At 74.1% G+C, this 16,714-nt stretch carries 17 protein-coding genes; 11 read left to right on the forward strand and 6 right to left on the reverse strand.

Annotation, left to right across the window (positions count from 1 at the left end):
• The first annotated feature begins 22 nt into the window (after positions 1-22).
• Genes EDC57_RS11290 through EDC57_RS11315 form a run of 6 tightly spaced genes read left to right on the forward strand, consistent with a single transcriptional unit; the run spans position 23 to position 5,359 of the window.
• Positions 23-946 (forward strand): branched-chain amino acid transaminase, encoded by a 924-nt coding sequence (locus EDC57_RS11290; protein WP_123402012.1) that lies wholly within the window; start codon positions 23-25, stop codon positions 944-946.
• Positions 936-1,166: a zinc-finger domain-containing protein gene (locus tag EDC57_RS11295; RefSeq protein ID WP_123402013.1), complete on the forward strand. Its 231-nt coding sequence runs from the start codon at positions 936-938 to the stop codon at positions 1,164-1,166. The genes EDC57_RS11290 and EDC57_RS11295 overlap by 11 nt, the downstream gene beginning before the upstream one ends.
• Positions 1,167-1,170: 4 nt before the next feature.
• Positions 1,171-2,199, forward strand: coding sequence for a lipopolysaccharide heptosyltransferase II (gene waaF, locus EDC57_RS11300; RefSeq protein ID WP_245995284.1), 1,029 nt, complete (start codon positions 1,171-1,173; stop codon positions 2,197-2,199).
• A complete protein-coding gene (locus EDC57_RS11305) occupies positions 2,187-3,455 on the forward strand; it encodes an O-antigen ligase family protein (protein WP_123402014.1) in 1,269 nt (422 codons plus the stop codon). The genes waaF and EDC57_RS11305 overlap by 13 nt, the downstream gene beginning before the upstream one ends.
• 27 nt (positions 3,456-3,482) lie before the next feature.
• A complete protein-coding gene (locus EDC57_RS11310) occupies positions 3,483-4,244 on the forward strand; it encodes a glycosyltransferase family 2 protein (protein WP_123402015.1) in 762 nt (253 codons plus the stop codon).
• Entirely contained in the window at positions 4,241-5,359 is a 1,119-nt protein-coding gene (locus tag EDC57_RS11315) for a glycosyltransferase family 4 protein (RefSeq protein ID WP_148051460.1), read from the forward strand. The genes EDC57_RS11310 and EDC57_RS11315 overlap by 4 nt, the downstream gene beginning before the upstream one ends.
• On the opposite strand, the gene EDC57_RS11320 is transcribed toward EDC57_RS11315, so the two are convergent.
• A complete protein-coding gene (locus EDC57_RS11320) occupies positions 5,337-6,386 on the reverse strand; it encodes a glycosyltransferase family 9 protein (RefSeq protein ID WP_123402017.1) in 1,050 nt (349 codons plus the stop codon). The two genes, EDC57_RS11315 and EDC57_RS11320, sit on opposite strands and share 23 nt — an antisense overlap.
• Here EDC57_RS11320 and EDC57_RS11325 point away from each other — a divergent pair.
• Positions 6,385-7,347, forward strand: a complete 963-nt coding sequence (locus EDC57_RS11325; protein WP_123402018.1) for a UDP-glucuronic acid decarboxylase family protein — start codon at positions 6,385-6,387, stop codon at positions 7,345-7,347. The genes EDC57_RS11320 and EDC57_RS11325 overlap by 2 nt on opposite strands.
• Before the next feature lie 20 nt (positions 7,348-7,367).
• Entirely contained in the window at positions 7,368-8,234 is an 867-nt protein-coding gene (locus EDC57_RS11330; protein ID WP_170165129.1) for a glycosyltransferase, read from the forward strand.
• Positions 8,235-8,292: 58 nt separating this feature from the next.
• Here EDC57_RS11330 and msbA read toward each other — a convergent pair whose 3' ends face one another.
• Together msbA and lpxL are read right to left on the reverse strand one after the other, a co-directional pair.
• Positions 8,293-10,038 (reverse strand): lipid A export permease/ATP-binding protein MsbA, encoded by a 1,746-nt coding sequence (msbA, locus tag EDC57_RS11335; protein WP_342768987.1) that lies wholly within the window; start codon positions 10,036-10,038, stop codon positions 8,293-8,295.
• Positions 10,035-10,955, reverse strand: coding sequence for an LpxL/LpxP family Kdo(2)-lipid IV(A) lauroyl/palmitoleoyl acyltransferase (lpxL, locus tag EDC57_RS11340; protein ID WP_123402020.1), 921 nt, complete (start codon positions 10,953-10,955; stop codon positions 10,035-10,037). The genes msbA and lpxL overlap by 4 nt, the downstream gene beginning before the upstream one ends.
• Before the next feature lie 119 nt (positions 10,956-11,074).
• Here lpxL and hldE point away from each other — a divergent pair, with 119 nt between their 5' ends.
• From hldE to rfaD, 3 genes are read left to right on the forward strand one after another with little or no spacing between them, the layout of a single operon-like run.
• On the forward strand, positions 11,075-12,511 hold the full coding sequence (hldE, locus tag EDC57_RS11345) for a bifunctional D-glycero-beta-D-manno-heptose-7-phosphate kinase/D-glycero-beta-D-manno-heptose 1-phosphate adenylyltransferase HldE (protein WP_123402021.1): 1,437 nt from the start codon (positions 11,075-11,077) through the stop codon (positions 12,509-12,511).
• The gene (locus tag EDC57_RS11350) at positions 12,508-13,098 is read left to right on the forward strand and encodes a D-sedoheptulose-7-phosphate isomerase (RefSeq protein WP_211331993.1); all 591 of its coding nucleotides are present in this window, start codon (positions 12,508-12,510) and stop codon (positions 13,096-13,098) included. Before hldE ends, EDC57_RS11350 begins: the two co-directional genes overlap by 4 nt.
• Positions 13,095-14,036: an ADP-glyceromanno-heptose 6-epimerase gene (rfaD, locus tag EDC57_RS11355; protein ID WP_123402022.1), complete on the forward strand. Its 942-nt coding sequence runs from the start codon at positions 13,095-13,097 to the stop codon at positions 14,034-14,036. The genes EDC57_RS11350 and rfaD overlap by 4 nt, the downstream gene beginning before the upstream one ends.
• Positions 14,037-14,287: 251 nt before the next feature.
• Here rfaD and EDC57_RS11360 read toward each other — a convergent pair whose 3' ends face one another.
• From EDC57_RS11360 to EDC57_RS11370, 3 genes are all read right to left on the reverse strand, one after another.
• Positions 14,288-14,704 carry an endonuclease domain-containing protein gene (locus EDC57_RS11360; protein WP_123402023.1) on the reverse strand — a complete coding sequence of 139 codons (417 nt, stop codon included), beginning with the start codon at positions 14,702-14,704 and terminating at the stop codon, positions 14,288-14,290.
• 289 nt (positions 14,705-14,993) lie between these two features.
• Entirely contained in the window at positions 14,994-15,986 is a 993-nt protein-coding gene (locus tag EDC57_RS11365) for a sulfotransferase family protein (protein ID WP_148051461.1), read from the reverse strand.
• Positions 15,983-16,579, reverse strand: coding sequence for an asparagine synthase-related protein (locus tag EDC57_RS11370; RefSeq protein WP_281272264.1), 597 nt, complete (start codon positions 16,577-16,579; stop codon positions 15,983-15,985). Before EDC57_RS11370 ends, EDC57_RS11365 begins: the two co-directional genes overlap by 4 nt.
• Between the last annotated feature and the right edge of the window lie 135 nt (positions 16,580-16,714).

The raw sequence follows: 16,714 nt of genomic DNA on the forward strand, positions 1-16,714 counted from the left end.
TTTCCCCGTGGAGGAGCGGCGGATGTCCCTGGCCGAGCGAGACGGCGTGATCTGGTTCGACGGCGAGATGGTCCCGTGGCGCGAGGCCCGGGTGCACGTGCTCACCCACACGCTGCACTACGGCCTGGGGGTCTTCGAGGGCATCCGTGTCTATGCCACGGACCGCGGCCCCGCCATCTTCCGCCTGCGCGAGCACACCGAGCGCCTCTTCAACTCGGCCCACATCCTGGGCATGCCCATGCCCTACGACCGCGACACCATCAACGCGGCGACCATCGAGTGCGTGCGCGCCAACGGGCTCGAGAGCGGCTACATCCGCCCCATCTGCTTCTACGGCGCCGAGGGGCTCGGCCTGCGCGCCGACAACCTGCGCGTGCACGTGGCCATCGCCGCCTGGTCCTGGGGCGCCTATCTCGGCGACGAGGCCATCCGGCACGGCATCCGGGTCAAGACCGCCTCCTTCACGCGCCACCACGTCAACATCGCCATGTGCCGCACCAAGGCCGTGGGCAACTACATCAACTCCATGCTCGCCCTGCAGGAGGCGATCGCCTGCGGCTACGACGAGGCGCTGCTGCTGGACGTGGACGGCTTCGTCGCCGAGGGCAGCGGCGAGAACGTCTTCCTCGTCCACGGCGGGCGGATCTACACCCCGGAGCTGACCTCGGCCCTCAACGGCATCACCCGCCAGACCGTGATCACGCTGGCGCGCGAGGCCGGCTACGAGGTGATCGAGAAGCGCATCACCCGCGACGAGGTCTACATCGCCGACGAGGCCTTCTTCACCGGCACCGCCGCGGAGGTGACGCCGATCCGCGAGCTCGATGGCCGCACCATCGGCGAGGGCCGCCCCGGGCCGGTGACGCGGCAGCTTCAATCCATCTACTTCGACCAGGTCCACGGGCGTCGCAACACCCATCCGGAGTGGCTGACCCATGTCCGCTGAGCCCGCACAGACCGGCGCCGCCACCGGCGGGCGCATCCCCAACGACCGGCGCCGCTACGAGGTGACCCGGGCCGATCTCCCGCTCTCCTGCCCGATGCCGGGGATGAGCGTGTGGAACTCGCACCCGCGGGTCTATCTGCCCATCGCCGAGGCGCCGGACGGCCGGGTGCGCTGCCCCTACTGCGGCGCCGAGTACGTCCTCGTCGACGGCGACGGCTGAGGCCGTGGCTGCGGGCGGTGCGGCGCCGGCGGGCGGCGCGGTGCTCGTGGTGGGTCCGGCCTGGGTCGGCGACATGGTCATGGCCCAGGCGGTGCTGCGGCTGCTTGCGGCGCGCCGGCCCGGGGTGGCCATCGACGTCATCGCCCCGCCCTGGTCGCTGCCGCTGGTGCGGCGGATGCCGGAGGTGCGGGAGGCGATCGCGCTCGAGGTGGGGCACGGCGAGTTCGGGCTCGGCGCGCGGTGGCGCCTGGCGCGCCGGCTGCGGCGGCGCGGCTACGGCCAGGCCCTCCTCCTGCCGCGCTCGTTCAAGGCCGCGCTGGTGCCGTGGCTCGCCGGCATCCCGCGGCGCACCGGGCATCTCGGCGAGGCCCGCCGGGGGCTCGTCAACGACGTCCGCCCGGATCCGGGCCGCCGCCGCGCGCCGTGGGTGCGGCGCATGGCGGTGCTGGCGCTGGAGCCGGGCGAGGCGGTGCCGGAGGTCCTGCCGCAGCCGCGCCTCGCCGTCGACGAGGCCAACCGCGCGCGGCTCATGACGGCGCTCGGCCTCGCCGGCGAGGGGCCGGTGCTCGGGCTGTGTCCCGGGGCCGAGTATGGGCCGAGCAAGCGCTGGCCTGCGCGCCGCTACGGCGCGCTCGCGGCCCGCATGGCGGCGCGCGGCTGGCGGGTGTGGGTCTTCGGGTCGGCGCGCGAGCGCCCCCTCGGCGAGGAGGTGGTCGCCGCCTCGGGCGGCGCCGCCCGCAACCTGTGCGGCCGCACGCGGCTGGAGGACGTGGTGGACCTGATGTCGGCCTGCGAGCGCGTGGTCACCAACGACTCCGGCCTCATGCACGTGGCGGCGGCGACGGGAACGGCGCTGACCGTGATCTACGGCGCCTCGAGCCCGGACTACACGCCGCCGCTGACGCCGCGGGCGCGGATCGTGCGCCGGGCCCTTGCGTGCGCGCCGTGCTTCCGGCGCGTGTGCCCGCTCGGGCACACGGCCTGCCTGGAGGGGATCGAGGTGGAGGAGGTGGAGCGCACGTGCACGCCGTAGCCGGGCCGCCGCTTGCGCCCTGGCGGGCGTGGCTCGCGCCGTGGGTGCTGTTCCTGTTGCCGGTGGGGACGATGACCGTGCCGGAGTGGAACAGCGCCCTCTACGTGGTCCTCGCCCTCGTCCTCGCCCTGCCGCCGCAGCCCGGTTGGCGGGAGCTGAGCCGGTGGGAGCGCGGGGTCCTGCTCGCGGCCGCGGCCTACTTCGCGGTGACCTTCCTCTCCTGGGCGGCCAACGGGACCGATCCGCGCCTCTTCTTCAAGCGCCTCGAGGTGGACCTGCGCTATCTCCTGACGATCCCCGTCTACCTGCTGGTGCGGCGGGTGCCGGACGCCGAGCGCTGGCTGCTTCGCGGGTGCGCGCTCGCGGGGCTCGGCTTGGTGGCGGAGGGCCTCTACCAGGTGGAGGTACTGGGCTACGGGCAGGCCAAGGGCGTCTACCACCACATCCCCTTCGGCACGTTCTCGGCCCTGGTGGCGGCGCTGCTTCTGGATGCGGCGGTGACGAGGCGCGGGGAGGGCGTCTGGCGCCTGCTCTATGCCCTGGGGTGCGCGGGCGCGGCGGCGGCGGTGCTGCTCGCCGGCTCGCGCGCAGGCTATCTCAATCTGCTCGCGCTGCCTGCGCTGTGGGTGGTTCTGCGGCTTCCGCGGCGGGCGAAGCTCGCCGCGCCGCTCGTCGCCGCGGCGCTTGCGGCCGGCGTCTGGAGCGGCAGCGACATGGCGCGACGGAAGGTGGCCGCAGGGGTGGCCGACATCCAGCGCTACCTTGCGCGGGAGGAGGTTAGGGACGCCCGTGCGCTGGGGAGCCTGGAGACACGCCTCGAGCTGTGGCGTGCCGCGCTCGCGCTCTGGCGGGAGCATCCGCTGCTCGGCGTGGGTCCTGCGCGGTGGAAGCCGCAGGTGCAGGGGCTCATCGCCCGGCGCCGGGCCCCGCCCGCCATCGGGCACTACAACCAGGCCCACAACAACTACCTCCACGTGCTCGCGACCCGCGGCCTGCTGGGGCTTGCGGCGCTGCTGGCGATGCTCGGGATCCCCGCCGCGGCGTTCCTGCGGGCGCACGCGGCGGGCGCCGCGGCGGCGGTGCCGGGGTTGCTGGTGGTGGCGGCCTTCGCGCTGCACGGCCTCAGCGAGACCCCGCTCAAGACCGGCAAGGAGGCGACGGTGTTCCTGGTCTTCACGGCAGTCTTCCTCGCGGCGGCGTCGCGAGCGGGGGCGGGCGGCGCCGGTGCGGCCGCGCCGGCGCCGGCGACGCCCTGAGACGGGCCTGGGGGAGGGTTCGGCAAGGTGCGCCCGATCACCGCGACCATCATCACCCTGAACGAGGAGGAGCATCTTCCGGCGTGCATCGAGTCGGTGCGGCCGGTCTGCGACGAGGTGATCGTCGTCGATTCGGGCAGCACCGACCGCACCGTCGAGGTCGCCCGCGCGCTGGGGGCGCGGGTGCTCGAGCAGCCCTATCTCGGCGACGGGCCGCAGAAGGCCTTCGCCGTGCCCCAGGCACGCAACGACTGGATCCTCAGCATCGACGCCGACGAGCGGCTCGAGGAGGACGCGGTCGCCGCCATCGGCGGGCTCGACCTGGATCGCGACGACGTGGACGCCTACGCACTGCGGCGGCGCAGCTTCGTGGGCAACCACTGGATCCGCGCCGCCGGCTTCTACCCGGACTACGTGGTGCGGCTCTACCACCGCGGCCGCGCCGGCTATCTTCCCCGCAAGGCCCACTCCCGCGTGGAGGCCCGGCGCGTCGTGCGCCTGCAGGCGCATCTGCGCCACCTCACCTACCGCGACGTCGCCCACTGGGTCGAGCGCATCAACGCCCTGACCAGCTACGACGCCTGGGCCGCCTACGAGCGCGGGCGCAGGGCGAGGCCCTGGACGCCGGCGCTGCATGCGGCGGCGGCGCTGGTGCGCAAGCTCATCCTGAAGGGTGGCATCCTCCAGGGCATGGACGGCTGGAACGTGGCGGTCACCACGGCCTTCCACGCCTATGTCAAGTACTGGAAGCTGCTGGAGCGGCAGCGGCGGGAGGACGGTCCCCGGTGAGGGTGCTGGAGCTGTGCCTCTCGCCCGATCTCGGCGGTCTCGAGCTCTATGCGCTGCGCGCCGCCGAGGCGCTGGGCGCCTCCGGCCCCACGGTCATGGCGGTCGCGCCGGACGGGCTGCTGCGCCCGCGGGCCGAGGGGCTGGGTCTCGCCGCGCGTCTGGTGGCGCGGCCGCGGATCCCCCTTGCGCCCGGGGCGGTGCGTGCGCTCGCCGGGCTCCTGGACGAGGTGCGGCCCGAGATCGTGCACGTGCACTGGGCGCGGGACCTGCCGCTGGCGGTGGCGGCGCGGGGTCTCAGCCGGTCGCGGCCGCGCATCGTGCACACGCGCCAGATGGCCATCACCCGGCCCAAGCGCGACCCCTATCACGCCGCCGTCTACCGGCGGCTCGACCTGATCCTGGCCATCACCCGGCGGCTTGCGGCGGATCTGCGCCGTTTCCTGCCGCCGGAGTGCGCCGGACGGATCCGCACCCTCTACTACGGGGTGCCGGCGCCGCAGGGCCTGAACAGGGCATCGGTGCGCCGCGCGGTGCGGGCGCGGCTCGGCGTCCCCGCCGAGGCCTTCCTCGTGGGCCTCTTCGGCCGCATCGAGGCCTTCAAGGGGCAGCACCTGCTGGTGGAGGCGGTGGAGAGCCTGCGGGCGCAGGGGCGGGCGGTGCACGGGCTGATCGTGGGGCGGGCGATGGAGCCCGGCTACCTCGAGGACCTGCGGCGGCGGGTGGCGGCGGCGGGGCTCGACGTGCATTTCCTCGACTTCGTCGAGGATCCGCAGCGCTACATGGCGGCCTGCGACTGCGTGGCGCTCACCACCGTCGAGGAGACCTTCGGGCTGGTGCTGCCCGAGGCCATGCGGGTGGGCGTGGCGGTGGTGGGCAGCGACCGCGGCGGCGTGCCGGAGATCATCGACGACGGCGAGACGGGGCTTCTGTTCCGCTCGGGCGATGCCGCATCGCTCGCCGCGGCGATCGCGCGACTCCACGACGATCCCGGCCTGCGGAGCCGGCTCGCCGCCGCGGGCAAGGCCAAGGCGGACCGGATGTTCGACGAGGCCGCGCATTTCCGCGCCCTGCGCGGGATCCTCGCGGGGCTCGTCAGCGCAGGAAGTGCGCGCTGATCGCGCGCGCGGCCGCGGCGAGGTCGATGCGCCCCATGTCCTCCTCGGGGGCCCCGTGCGGGGGCGTGAAGGCCAGGCGCCGCCCGGGGGAGTTCAGCGTCTGCCAGCGCAGGGGCGTGGCCGAGCGGCGCCGCGGGTAGAAGGCCGCGGTGGGCACGTCGAGGGCGCCGGCGATGTGCAGCGGCCCGGTGGAGCCGCCGATGAAGAGGGCGGCGAGGGCGAGGTGGCGGGCGAAGTCGACGAGGCCCGCCCGCGGCGGCAGGGCGCTCGCGGCGAGCCCGTCGCCGCGCAGGCGGCGGGCGAGGGCCTCGGCGCCGGCCTCCTCGCCGGGGCCCGCGGTGACCAGGAAGTGGACCGGGAAGGCCGGTTGCAGCCGCCGGGCCAGCTCCGCATACTGCGCCGGCGCGAGGTTCGCCGCCGAGCCGCCGCTGCCGGGGTGGAGGACGACGATGCGCGCTTCGGGGGCGATGCCGTGGGCGGTGCGCAGGCGCCGGTCGAGCCCGGCGGTCTCGGCGGCGGGCAGCCGCCAGACGGGCGGGCGCGGGTCCGGCGGCGGCGCGACGCCGTGGTCGGCGAGCAGCCGCCGGGCGAGATCCAGGTTGTAGGCGTACTCGGGCTTCTCGGAGCGCGAGCGCCGCTGCCGCAGACGGCGGTTGTGGAAGACCTGGGCGATCTTGGTCGCCGGCGCGAGCCGGTAGGGGATGCGCGCGGCGGCGAGGGCGATGCCGATGCGGGTGGTGGAGAACAGGGTGAGCGCGGCATCGAAGCGGCGGCGCCGAAGCTCCGCCGCAAGGCCGCGCAGGGCCCGGCCGCCGGCCTCGGGGCCGGGATCCTCCACCACCGCGTCGATCCACGGGCAGGCCTCGGCCAGCTCCCGCGTGTAGCGGGGCACGAGGGCGTGGATCTCGCCCGCGGGCAGCGCCGCGCGCAGCAGCGCAAGGCTCGGCCAGGCGAGCATGAAGTCGCCGATCTTGTCGTTGCGCACGACGAGGACGCGGCGCGGTGGAGCGAGGGGGGGACGAGGCATGCGCAACTACGGCAACCGGCGGGTGCTCGTCACGGGCGGGGCGGGCTTCATCGGCTCACACCTTTGCGAGCGGCTGCTCGCGAGGGGGCACGAGGTGCTGTGCGTCGACAACTTCTTCACCGGCACGCGCGGCAACATCCAGCACCTGCTCGACGACCCCGCCTTCGAGGTGCTGCGCCACGACATCACCTTCCCGCTCTACGTCGAGGTCGACGAAGTCTATAACCTCGCCTGTCCGGCGTCACCGGTGCACTACCAGTTCGACCCCGTGCAGACCACCAAGACCAGCGTCATGGGGGCGATCAACATGCTGGGGCTCGCCAAGCGGCTGCGCGTTCGCATCCTCCAGGCCTCCACCAGCGAGGTCTACGGCGACCCCGAGGTCCACCCGCAGCACGAGGGCTACTGGGGGCGGGTCAATCCCATCGGCCCCCGCGCCTGCTACGACGAGGGCAAGCGCTGCGCCGAGACCCTCTTCTTCGACTACCACCGCCAGCACGGGCTGCGCATCAAGGTGGCGCGCATCTTCAACACCTACGGGCCGCGGATGCATCCGGACGACGGCCGCGTGGTCTCCAACTTCATCGTCCAGGCCCTGCGCAACAAGGACATCACGGTCTACGGCGACGGCGGCCAGACCCGCTCCTTCTGCTACGTGGACGATCTCGTGGACGGGCTGGTCCGGCTGATGGAGGAGACGCCCGACGACTTCACCGGTCCCGTCAATCTCGGCAATCCGCAGGAACTCACCATCCGGGAGCTCGCCGAGCGCATCATCGAGCTCACCGGTTCGCGCTCGCGCATCGTCCATCGGCCCCTGCCCGCCGACGATCCGCGCCAGCGCCGGCCGGACATCCGGCTCGCGCGGGAGGCGCTGGGCTGGCAGCCCACGACCCCCGTCGAGGAGGGGCTGCAGGCGACCATCCAGTACTTCGACCGGCTCCTGGCCGCCTGCGGATGAGGGCCGAAGGGAGCCCGGGCGTGGCGCCCCCGCGCATCGAGATCATCGTCGCCGCCTACAACCGGCCCGAGGCCACGCGCCTCGTCCTCGAGGGCTACCTGCGCCAGCGCGACCGCGACTTCTCGCTGACCCTCGCCGACGACGGCTCGGGCCCGGAGATCGGGCGCCTTGCCCGGGAATACGCCCGGCGGGGGCTCGCGCTTCGCCACGTCTGGCACGAGGACCGCGGCTACCGCCGCGCCGAGATCCTCAACCGCGCCGTCCTCGGCAGCGAGGCCGACTACCTCGTGTTCACCGACAACGACTGCATCCCGCACCCGGACTTCGTCGCCGATCACCGCGCGTTGGCCCGGCGCGGTCTCGCCGTGGGCGGCCGCCGCGCCGACCTCGGGCCGGCGCTCAGCCGCCGGCTCATCGAGCGCGGCATCGACGGGCTGGACGCGCCCTGGTCCATGGTCCGGCACGGGCTCACGGGGGGTGTGCGCCACTGGCGCAGCGGCTGCCGCGTGCCGGACTGGCTGCTGCCGCTGTGGCGGGGCCGGCAGGGCGGGCTGCTGGGGGCGAACATGGCCGTCTGGCGCGCCGACTTCGAGCGGGTCAACGGCTTCGACCTCGACTTCGTGGGCTATGGCGGCGAGGAGGTGGATCTGGAGCGGCGCCTGCGGACTGCGGGCGTCGGGGTGCGGGTCTACCGCGGCCGCGCCGTGCTCTTCCACCTCTGGCATCCGCCCCGCCGGGCCGACGAGGCGACGCGCCGCCTGCTCGCCGACAAGCGCCGCAAGGGGCTCGCGGTGGCCGAGCGCGGCCTGCGCGAGCTTGCCTCCGGGCGCCAGGGGGCCGCGCCGCGGACGCAGACCCCCCGCGCGGGCGTCGAAGGCGGTCCGTGATGGCGCCGGCCCCCGGGCGCGGACGCGCCCGTCGGGGGTGCGGACATGCCCCCGGGGCCTACCCCTTCGCTCGTTGCAGCCGCTGCAGCTCGGCGTAGAGGCCGCCGGCGGCGAGGAGGTCGGCGTGGGTGCCGGTCTCGACGATGCGGCCGCGGTCGAGGACGACGATGCGGTCGGCGCGCTCGATGGTGGAGAGGCGGTGGGCGATGACGATGCTGGTGCGGCCGGTGCGGAGGCGGTCGACGGCGGCCTGGACCCGTCGCTCGGCGGCGCTGTCGAGCGCCGAGGTGGCCTCGTCGAGGATCAGGATCGGGGCGTCCTTGAGGATGGCGCGGGCGATGGCGAGGCGTTGGCGCTGCCCGCCCGAGAGGCGCACGCCGCGCTCGCCGATGACGGTGTCGAAGCCCTCGGGCAGGCGCTCGATGAACTCCAGCGCGTCGGCGGCCTCGGCGGCGCGGCGCACCGCCTCGTCGTCGGCGCCGGCGAGCGCCCCGTAGGCGATGTTGGCGCGCACGGTGTCGTTGAAGAGCACGATCTCCTGGCTGACGTAGGCGATCTGCGCCCGCAGCCAGGCGAGGTCCAGCTCGCGCAGGTCGACCCCGTCGAGGAGGATGCGCCCGGCGGTGGGGTCGTAGAACCGCGGCAGCAGCATCGCCAGCGTGGTCTTGCCGCTGCCCGAGGGGCCCACGAGGGCCACGGTCTCGCCCGGGGCCACCTGCAGGTCCACGTCGTGCAGCACCGGCTCGCGATCGTAGGCGAAGCCCACCCCCTCGAAGGCGAGGGCGGCGCGCACGCGCTCCGGGCGCAGGCGCCCGCGGGCGGGCTCGGCGGGCTCGTCGAGCAGCGCGAAGGCGCTTTCGGCGGCGGCGATCCCCTTCTGGAGCTGCTCGTTGATCTGGGTCAGGCGCTTGAGCGGGCGGAAGAGCAGGCCGATGGCGGCGAAGAAGGAGACGAAGCCGCCCACGGTGAACTGATCCGAGGCGGCCTGGCGGGCGGCGACGTAGACGATGAGCGCGAGCGCGGCCACCGCCGCCACCTGCACCACCGAGACGAAGGCCGAGGAGGTGGCCGTGACCCGCGTGTTGAGGCGGCGCACGGCGTCGTTGACCGCGGCGAAGCGGCCGCGCTCGTAGTCCTCGCCGCCGAAGATGCGCACGATGCGGTAGCCGCCCACCGCCTCCTCGAGGACGTGGGTCATGTCCCCCATCGCCCGCTGCAGCCGCCCGCTGAGGCTTCGCAGCCGCCGGCTCGCGAGGCGGACCGTCACCGCGAGCACCGGCAGCACCACGAAGGCGATCAGGGTCAGGCGCCAGTTGAGCCAGAGCATCCAGCCGATGAGCCCCACCACGGCGAGCCCGTCCTGGACCAGCACCACCAGGGCCTGGGTCGAGGCCTGCGCCACCTGGGCGACGTCGTAGGTCACCTTCGAGACCAGCCGGCCGGTGGCGTGGCCGGCGTAGAAGCGCGCCGGCAGCACCAGGAGCTGCTGGAAGAGGTCGCGCCGAAGGTCCATGACCACGTGGTTGGCCACCCAGGCCATGCCCACGGTGGCGGCGTAGCTGGAGATGCCGCGCACGAGGAAGACGGCGATCAGGGCCAGCGGCACCAGCGTCGTCATGCGCGCGTCGCGGGCGATGAAGCTGCCGTCGAGCATGGGCTTGAGCAGCGCCGAGAGCGCCGGCTCCGTGGCGGCGAAGCCCACCATGCCGAGCACGGCGACGGCGAAGACGCGCCAGTAGGGGCGGACGTAGCGGAGCAGGCGCAGGTAGAGCTCGCGCCCGGCCATGCCCGCGGCGCCGCTCACGGGTAGACCCCGGGCTCGCCCGGCGGGCGGTGCTTGAAGCGCTTGTGCACCCAGGTGTACTGCTCGGGGGCGGTGCGGATCATGCGCTCGAAGACGGCGTTGACGGCGGTGGCGTCGCGCTCGGCGTCGCCGCTCGGGAAGCCCTCGAGCGGCGGCAGGAAGGTGAGCTCGTAGCCGCGCGCGCGGGGCAGGCGGCGGGCGAAGAAGGGCACCACCGCGGCCCCCGAGAGGCGCGCGAAGCGCGCGGTGGCGGTGTTGGTGGAGGCGGGCACGCCGAAGAAGGGGGCGAAGACCGCCCCCTTGCCGCGGAAGTCCTGATCGGGGGCGTACCAGACGACGCGCCCCTCGCGGAGGCGGCGGATCATGGCGCGCACGTCGTTGCGCTGGATCGCGTGCTCGTAGAGCCGCTCGCGGTAGCGCTGCATGGCCTCGCCGAAGACCGGATGGCGGTCGCGGCGGTAGGTGACGCTGAAGGGGCGGATCAGCGAGAGCAGCCGCCCCCCGATCTCCAGCGTCGTGAAGTGGGCGCTCAGCAGGATCACGCCGCGGCCCTCCTCGAGGGCGCGGTCCAGGTGCTCGATCCCCTGCACCCGCACCAGCGGGCGCAGCATCCCCTCCCGCCCCCACCAGCTCATGGCCACCTCGAAGACGCCGATGCCGAGGGCGCGGAAGTGGGCGCGGGCGAGGCGCTCGCGCGCGGCCGCGTCCATCTCGGGGAAGCACAGGCCGAGGTTGATCTCGACGATGCGCCGGTGGCGCGGCGAGAGGCGCGGCAGCAGCCAGCCGAGGGCGGTGCCGAGGCCGAGCTGCGCGCGGTAGGGCAGGAGGGCCGCGGCGCGCAGCCCCCCGAGGACGAGCCATGCCGGCCAGAGGCGGGGGGCAAGCCGTTGCCTGAGCGTGCCTGCAGCGGTGGCCATGCCGGGTTCCGGGCGCGTCGGATGGAACGGGCCATTGTAGCGGCTCGCCCCAGGCTCCGGAACGGCGCGGCCCCGTGCTACCATGGGCGCCCGCATCGGGCGGCCCGGCAGAGGTCCGGATGAAGGTGCAGATCCCCCCCTTCGGCAAGGCCCGCGTCGTGGTGGCGGGCGATCTCATGCTCGACCGCTACTGGCACGGCGAGACCGCGCGCATCTCGCCCGAGGCGCCGGTGCCCGTGGTGCGGGTGACGGCGGGGGAGGAGCGGCCCGGCGGCGCCGGCAACGTCGCCCTCAACCTCGCCGCCCTCGGCGTCGACGTCCACCTGGTGGCGGTCACGGGCGAGGACGAGGCCGCGCGCGAGCTCGAGGCCGTGCTCGCCGCCGAGGGCGTGGGCTGCAGCCTGGTGCGGCTCGCCGGGGCGCGCACCATCACCAAGCTTCGGGTCCTCAGCCGCCACCAGCAGCTCATCCGCCTCGACTTCGAGGACGGCTTCGGCGGCTTCGACGGCGCCGCCCTCGCCGCGCCGTTGCGCGCGCGGCTCGCCGGCGCCGGCGCCGTGGTCCTCTCCGACTACGGCAAGGGGACCCTGCGCGAGGTGGGAACGCTCATCGAGGCCGCGCGCGCGGCCGGCGTGCCGGTGCTGGTGGATCCCAAGGGGCGCGACTTCGGCCGCTACCGCGGGGCGAGCCTCGTCACCCCCAACCTCGCCGAGTTCGAGGCCGTGGTGGGTCCCTGTGCCGGCGAGGCGGAGCTCGTCGAGCGCGGCCTGCGCCTGCTCGCCGACTGCGGCATCGAGGCGCTGCTCGTCACCCGCGGCGAGCACGGCATGAGCCTCGTGCGCCCGGGCGAGGCGCCGCTGCACCTGCCGGCGCGGGCGCGCGAGGTCTACGACGTCACCGGCGCCGGCGACACCGTCATCGCGGTGGTGGCCGCGGCGCTGGCGGCGGGGGCCGCGCTGCCCGAGGCGACGGCGTTGGCCAACCTCGCCGCGGGCCTGGTGGTGGCCAAGCTCGGCGCCGCCACGGTGAGCGTGCCGGAACTCGAGCAGGCCCTGCACCAGGTGGAGGAGACGCGCCTCGGCATCGTCGACGAGGAGGCGCTGCTCGCCCACGTCGCCCGCGCCCGCGCCCGGGGCGAGCGCATTGTCATGACCAACGGCTGCTTCGACATCCTCCATGCCGGGCACGTGGCCTACCTCAACGAGGCCCGCCGCCTCGGCGACCGCCTCGTCGTCGCCGTCAACGACGACGACTCGGTGCGCCGCCTCAAGGGGCCCGGGCGGCCGGTGAACCGGCTCGCCGAACGCATGGAGGTCCTGGCGGGCCTCGCCGCGGTGGACTGGGTCGTGGCCTTCTCGGAGGACACCCCCGAGCGGCTCATCTGCCGCGTGCGGCCCGACGTCCTGGTCAAGGGCGGGGACTACCGGCCCGAGGAGATCGCGGGTGCCGGCTGCGTGCGCGCCGCCGGCGGCGAGGTGCGCGTGCTGCCCTTCCGCGCCGGCTGCTCCACCAGCCGCATCATCGAGGCGGTGCGTGCGGTGGAGGCGGGACGATGAGCGAGCAGGTGCGGGCGCTGGTGGCGGCGAGCCTCGAGGTCAAGCGGGCGATGCTGGAGGATGCGGCGCTGCTCGCCGCGATCGAGGAGGCGGCGGCGCGCTGCGCCGGCACGCTCGCCCGCGGCGGGCGCATCCTCCTGGCCGGCAACGGCGGCAGCGCGGCGGATGCGCAGCACATCGCCGCCGAGCTCGTGGGCCGCTTCAGCGGCGAGCGCAGGGCCCTGCCGGCCATCGCCCTGACCACCAACACCTCCACCCTCACCGCGGTGGCCAACGACTACGGCTACGAGCACGTCTTCGCCCGCGCCCTCGAGGGGCTGGCCTCGCGCGGCGACGTCTTCATCGGCATCTCCACCTCCGGCAGCTCGCCCAACGTGCTCGCGGCCATCGACACCGCGGCCCGCCTCGGGGTGGAGACCATCGGCCTGACCGGCCGCCGCGGCGGGGCCATGGCCGGGCGCTGCGGCCTCTGCCTGCGCGTGCCCAGCGACGAGACCCCGCGCATCCAGGAGGGACACATCCTCATCGGCCACATCCTCTGCGCCCGCATCGAGGCGCGGCTCTTCGGCGAGAGGGGACAGGCGTGATCATCGTCACCGGAGGCGCCGGCTTCATCGGCAGCAACATCGTCAAGGCGCTCAACGACGCCGGCGAGCAGGACATCCTCGTCGTCGACGACCTCACCGACGGCACCAAGTTCCGCAACCTCGCCGATCTCGAGATCGCCGACTACCTGGACAAGGAAGACTTCATCGAGCGCGTCCGCCGCGACGAGGGCTTCGGCCCCCTGCGTGCGGTGATCCACCAGGGCGCCTGCTCCTCCACCGTGGAGTGGGACGGCCGCTTCATGCTCGCCAACAACTACGAGTACTCCAAGCGGCTGCTGCAGTACTGCCTCGAGCGCGAGGTCCCCTTCCTCTACGCCTCCAGCGCCTCGGTCTACGGCGCCGGGCCCGTCTTCCGCGAGGAACGCCGCCACGAGCGCCCCCTCAACGTCTACGCCTACTCCAAGTTCCTCTTCGACCAGTACGTGCGCCGTCGCCTCCCGCAGGCCCGCAGCCAGATCGCCGGCTTCCGCTACTTCAACGTCTACGGCCCGCGCGAGGCCCACAAGGGCGGCATGGCCAGCGTCGCCTTCCACTTCAACCGCCAGCTCCTCGAGGACGGCAAGGTCCGCCTCTTCGAGGGCTCGGACGGCTACGCCGACGGCGAGCAGCGGCGCGACTTCGTCTACGTCGGCGACTGCGCCGCGGTGGCCCTGTGGTTCCTCGACCACCCCGAGGCCTCCGGCATCTTCAACGTCGGCACCGGGCGCAGCCAGAGCTTCAACGACGTCGCCCGCGCCGTCATCGCCTGGCACGGCCGCGGCGAGATCGAGTACATCCCCTTCCCCGAGCACCTCAAGGGCCGCTACCAGAGCTTCACCGAGGCCGACATCTCGGCCCTGCGCGCCGCCGGCTACACCGCCCCGTTCAAGACCGTCGAGGAGGGCGTGCGCCTCTACATGGAGTGGCTCAACGGCTGAGGCCGCGTCCGCCCCCCGCAACCCGGCCGCCCTCCAACCCCGCACACCCCTCCCCCGCGAAGCGGGGAGGCCGGGAGGGGGCCAACCCCTCCCCCACGAGTGGGGGAGGCTGGGAGGGGGAAAAACCCCTCCCCCACGAGTGGGGGAGGTTGGGAGGGGGCTCAGCTCCTCCCCCGCGAAGCGGGGGAGGTCGGGCGGGGGCCAAGAGGGGGCCAGAAGGGAACCGCAACGGGCCCCGACCGCCGCCGAACCTACCCGCACACCGGCCGGTTCCCGCGCTCCGCTGCGGGTTCTGCATCCGCCGGGCGCGACGCGCCCCGCCCCGCCTTCGCCAGCGCCTCGACCTCCATCCGGATGCGTTCCAGCACCGAATCGGTGGCGCCGAGGACCTCATGGTTCCAGAAGCGCAGCACCCTCCATCCGTGGGCGCGCAGCCACCGGTCGCGCGCCTCGTCGTGCCGCCTTCGGCCCGCGGCATGCTGCCCGCCGTCCGCCTCGATCACGAGACGCAGCCCGACGCAGGCGAAATCTGCGAGGTAGGGCCCGATGGGATGCTGGCGCCGGAACCGCACACCGAGCCCGCGACGGCGCAGGTGCTGCCAGAGGCGTCGCTCCGCGTCGGTCATGGAAGCGCGCAAACGGCGCGCACGCAGCGTCGTCGGATGCATCCCTGCAGCCTCCGGAAGGAACCGATCCGTGGCCCCCCAAGCTTAGCCCGAGGCGTCCGGCCCGACCACCCGCCCCGCCCCTCCCCGGCCCTCCCCGCTCCGCGGGGAGGGGGCACGCCGCCGCCATGCCCAGCAACTCCTCCCACACCCCCCGCTTCTCCCGCACGCAGTGGAGAAGGCCGGAAGGGGGCGCAACTCCTCCCCCGCGAAGCGAGGGAGGTTGGGAGGGGGAAAACCCCTCCCCCACGCAGTGGGGGAGGTTTGGAGGGGGAGACCCGGAAGGCACCCCTCACGCGCCGCCTTCTGCGTAGGGCCGGAAGGCGGGCGAGTCGGCCGTAACGGCGAGGATGGCCTCCACCGCCCCGGCGGGCAGCTCTTCCCGCCAGCCCCAGGCGCTGCGCCGCGGATCCTTGACCACGCTGTAGTAGCCGCGGTCGTGGCCGCCCGTGCTGGCGGCGACGAAGGCGGCGGTCTGCTCGTGCCAGCCCAGCCCGCAGTGGGCGAGAAGCGCCCGCGCCTCCTCGGCGGGCGCCTCGCAGAGGCGCTCGTAGACCAGCAGCCGGTGCCCGGCAGCACCCTCCAGATCGTCGAGCGCCTTCTCGTTGGTGAGCACCCACCGCCACGCCAGGCGCTGCCAGGGCGAGGCCCCGCGGAGGTGCTCCATGCGCAGGCCGCGTCTGCGCGCAGCGTCGGTCTTCAGGAGCATCTCGAAGATGCCCCAGTCCTCGGCGGCGGTGCCGGCGCCGGTGAAGCGGCCGCCCGCCTCGCCGCGGGCGACGGAGGCCGCGTAGCCGCAGGGGTGGCGCAGGATGTGGACGCTCACCGCGTCGGGAAGCGCATGCCGCAGGGCCCCGAGACGCCCGAGGGACTCGATGGACTTCCACACCAGCCGCACGCCGGGTGTGTCCGCCCCCCAGGCCGCCCCCGGCACCGGCAGATCCAGCCCCGCGCGTGCAGCGGCCTTGGCCGCCACCACGCCGGCGCGCAGCAGCACGCCCCGCCCCGGCCCGAGGTGGCGTTTGGGGAAGATGGGCAGCTTGCCGCAGGTGCGCACGTCGCGCATCCGCGGCAGGGCCGCGGCGTAGCGCCGCAGGGCCGGGGCCAGGCCGTCCCACTCGCCGCGCGCGGGGAAGAGGGGCACGCCCTGGAGGAGGTGGCGCGAGTCCGGCTCGTGCCGGTAGAGGGTCTCGGGATGGCTGTCGAGGATCTTCGCCACCCACGTGGTGCCCGAGCGCGGCATGCCGAAGAGCAGGATCAGGCCCGCGCCGTCGCGCCGGGTCACCGCGGCGCCTCCGCCCGGCGCAGCCACGCCTCCAGCATCACCAGCACCCAGAGCATCTCGCCGTAGTAGTTGGGGTGGTCGCGGTTGCCGGCGAGGAGCCGCTGGATCCAGGCGGCACGGACGATGCCGCGCCGGCCGAGGGCCTCGAGGTGGTCGCGGGCCAGCGTGCCGAGGTCGGGATCGGTGTTGAGCCAGTGGCCGAAGGGCAGGCCGAAGCCGTGCTTGGGCTTGGCGAGGACCTCGGGCGGCAGGAAGCCGGCGAAGGCGTCCTTGTAGAAGGCGCGCAGCCTGCCGCCGGCGAGGTGCAGGCGTGGCGGGATGCGGTGGGCGAGCTCGAGCACAGCGGCGTCGAGCATGGGGAAGCGGGCGCGCACGCCTGCGGCCTCGGCCATGTGGCGCACCTTGCGCAGGTCGTTGTCGGCGAGCGTGATGCGAAGGTCGAGCGCCATCATGCGGTCGACCAGCGCGCCGGCCGAGGCCTCGCGCCAGAGGGTGCGCTCTGCGCGCAGTGTCAGTGGCGGTACATATCCTGCGATTGCGAGGTGTGTTCGCAACTTCAGGGCAGACTTGCAATCGATACAGGCGAGGAGCACGGTGTCGTGGGTGGTGGACAGATGGTTTGCCAAGGCGAGGCTTTGGTCAGGTCAAAGAAACCTCCTCCAGTCACCAGCAGGACTACGGTTTTGCGGCTCTGTGGGACCATTTGGCTGGTAATCGCCTTGAGTCGG

Source organism: Inmirania thermothiophila, from assembly GCF_003751635.1.
Lineage (GTDB): Bacteria > Pseudomonadota > Gammaproteobacteria > DSM-100275 > DSM-100275 > Inmirania > Inmirania thermothiophila.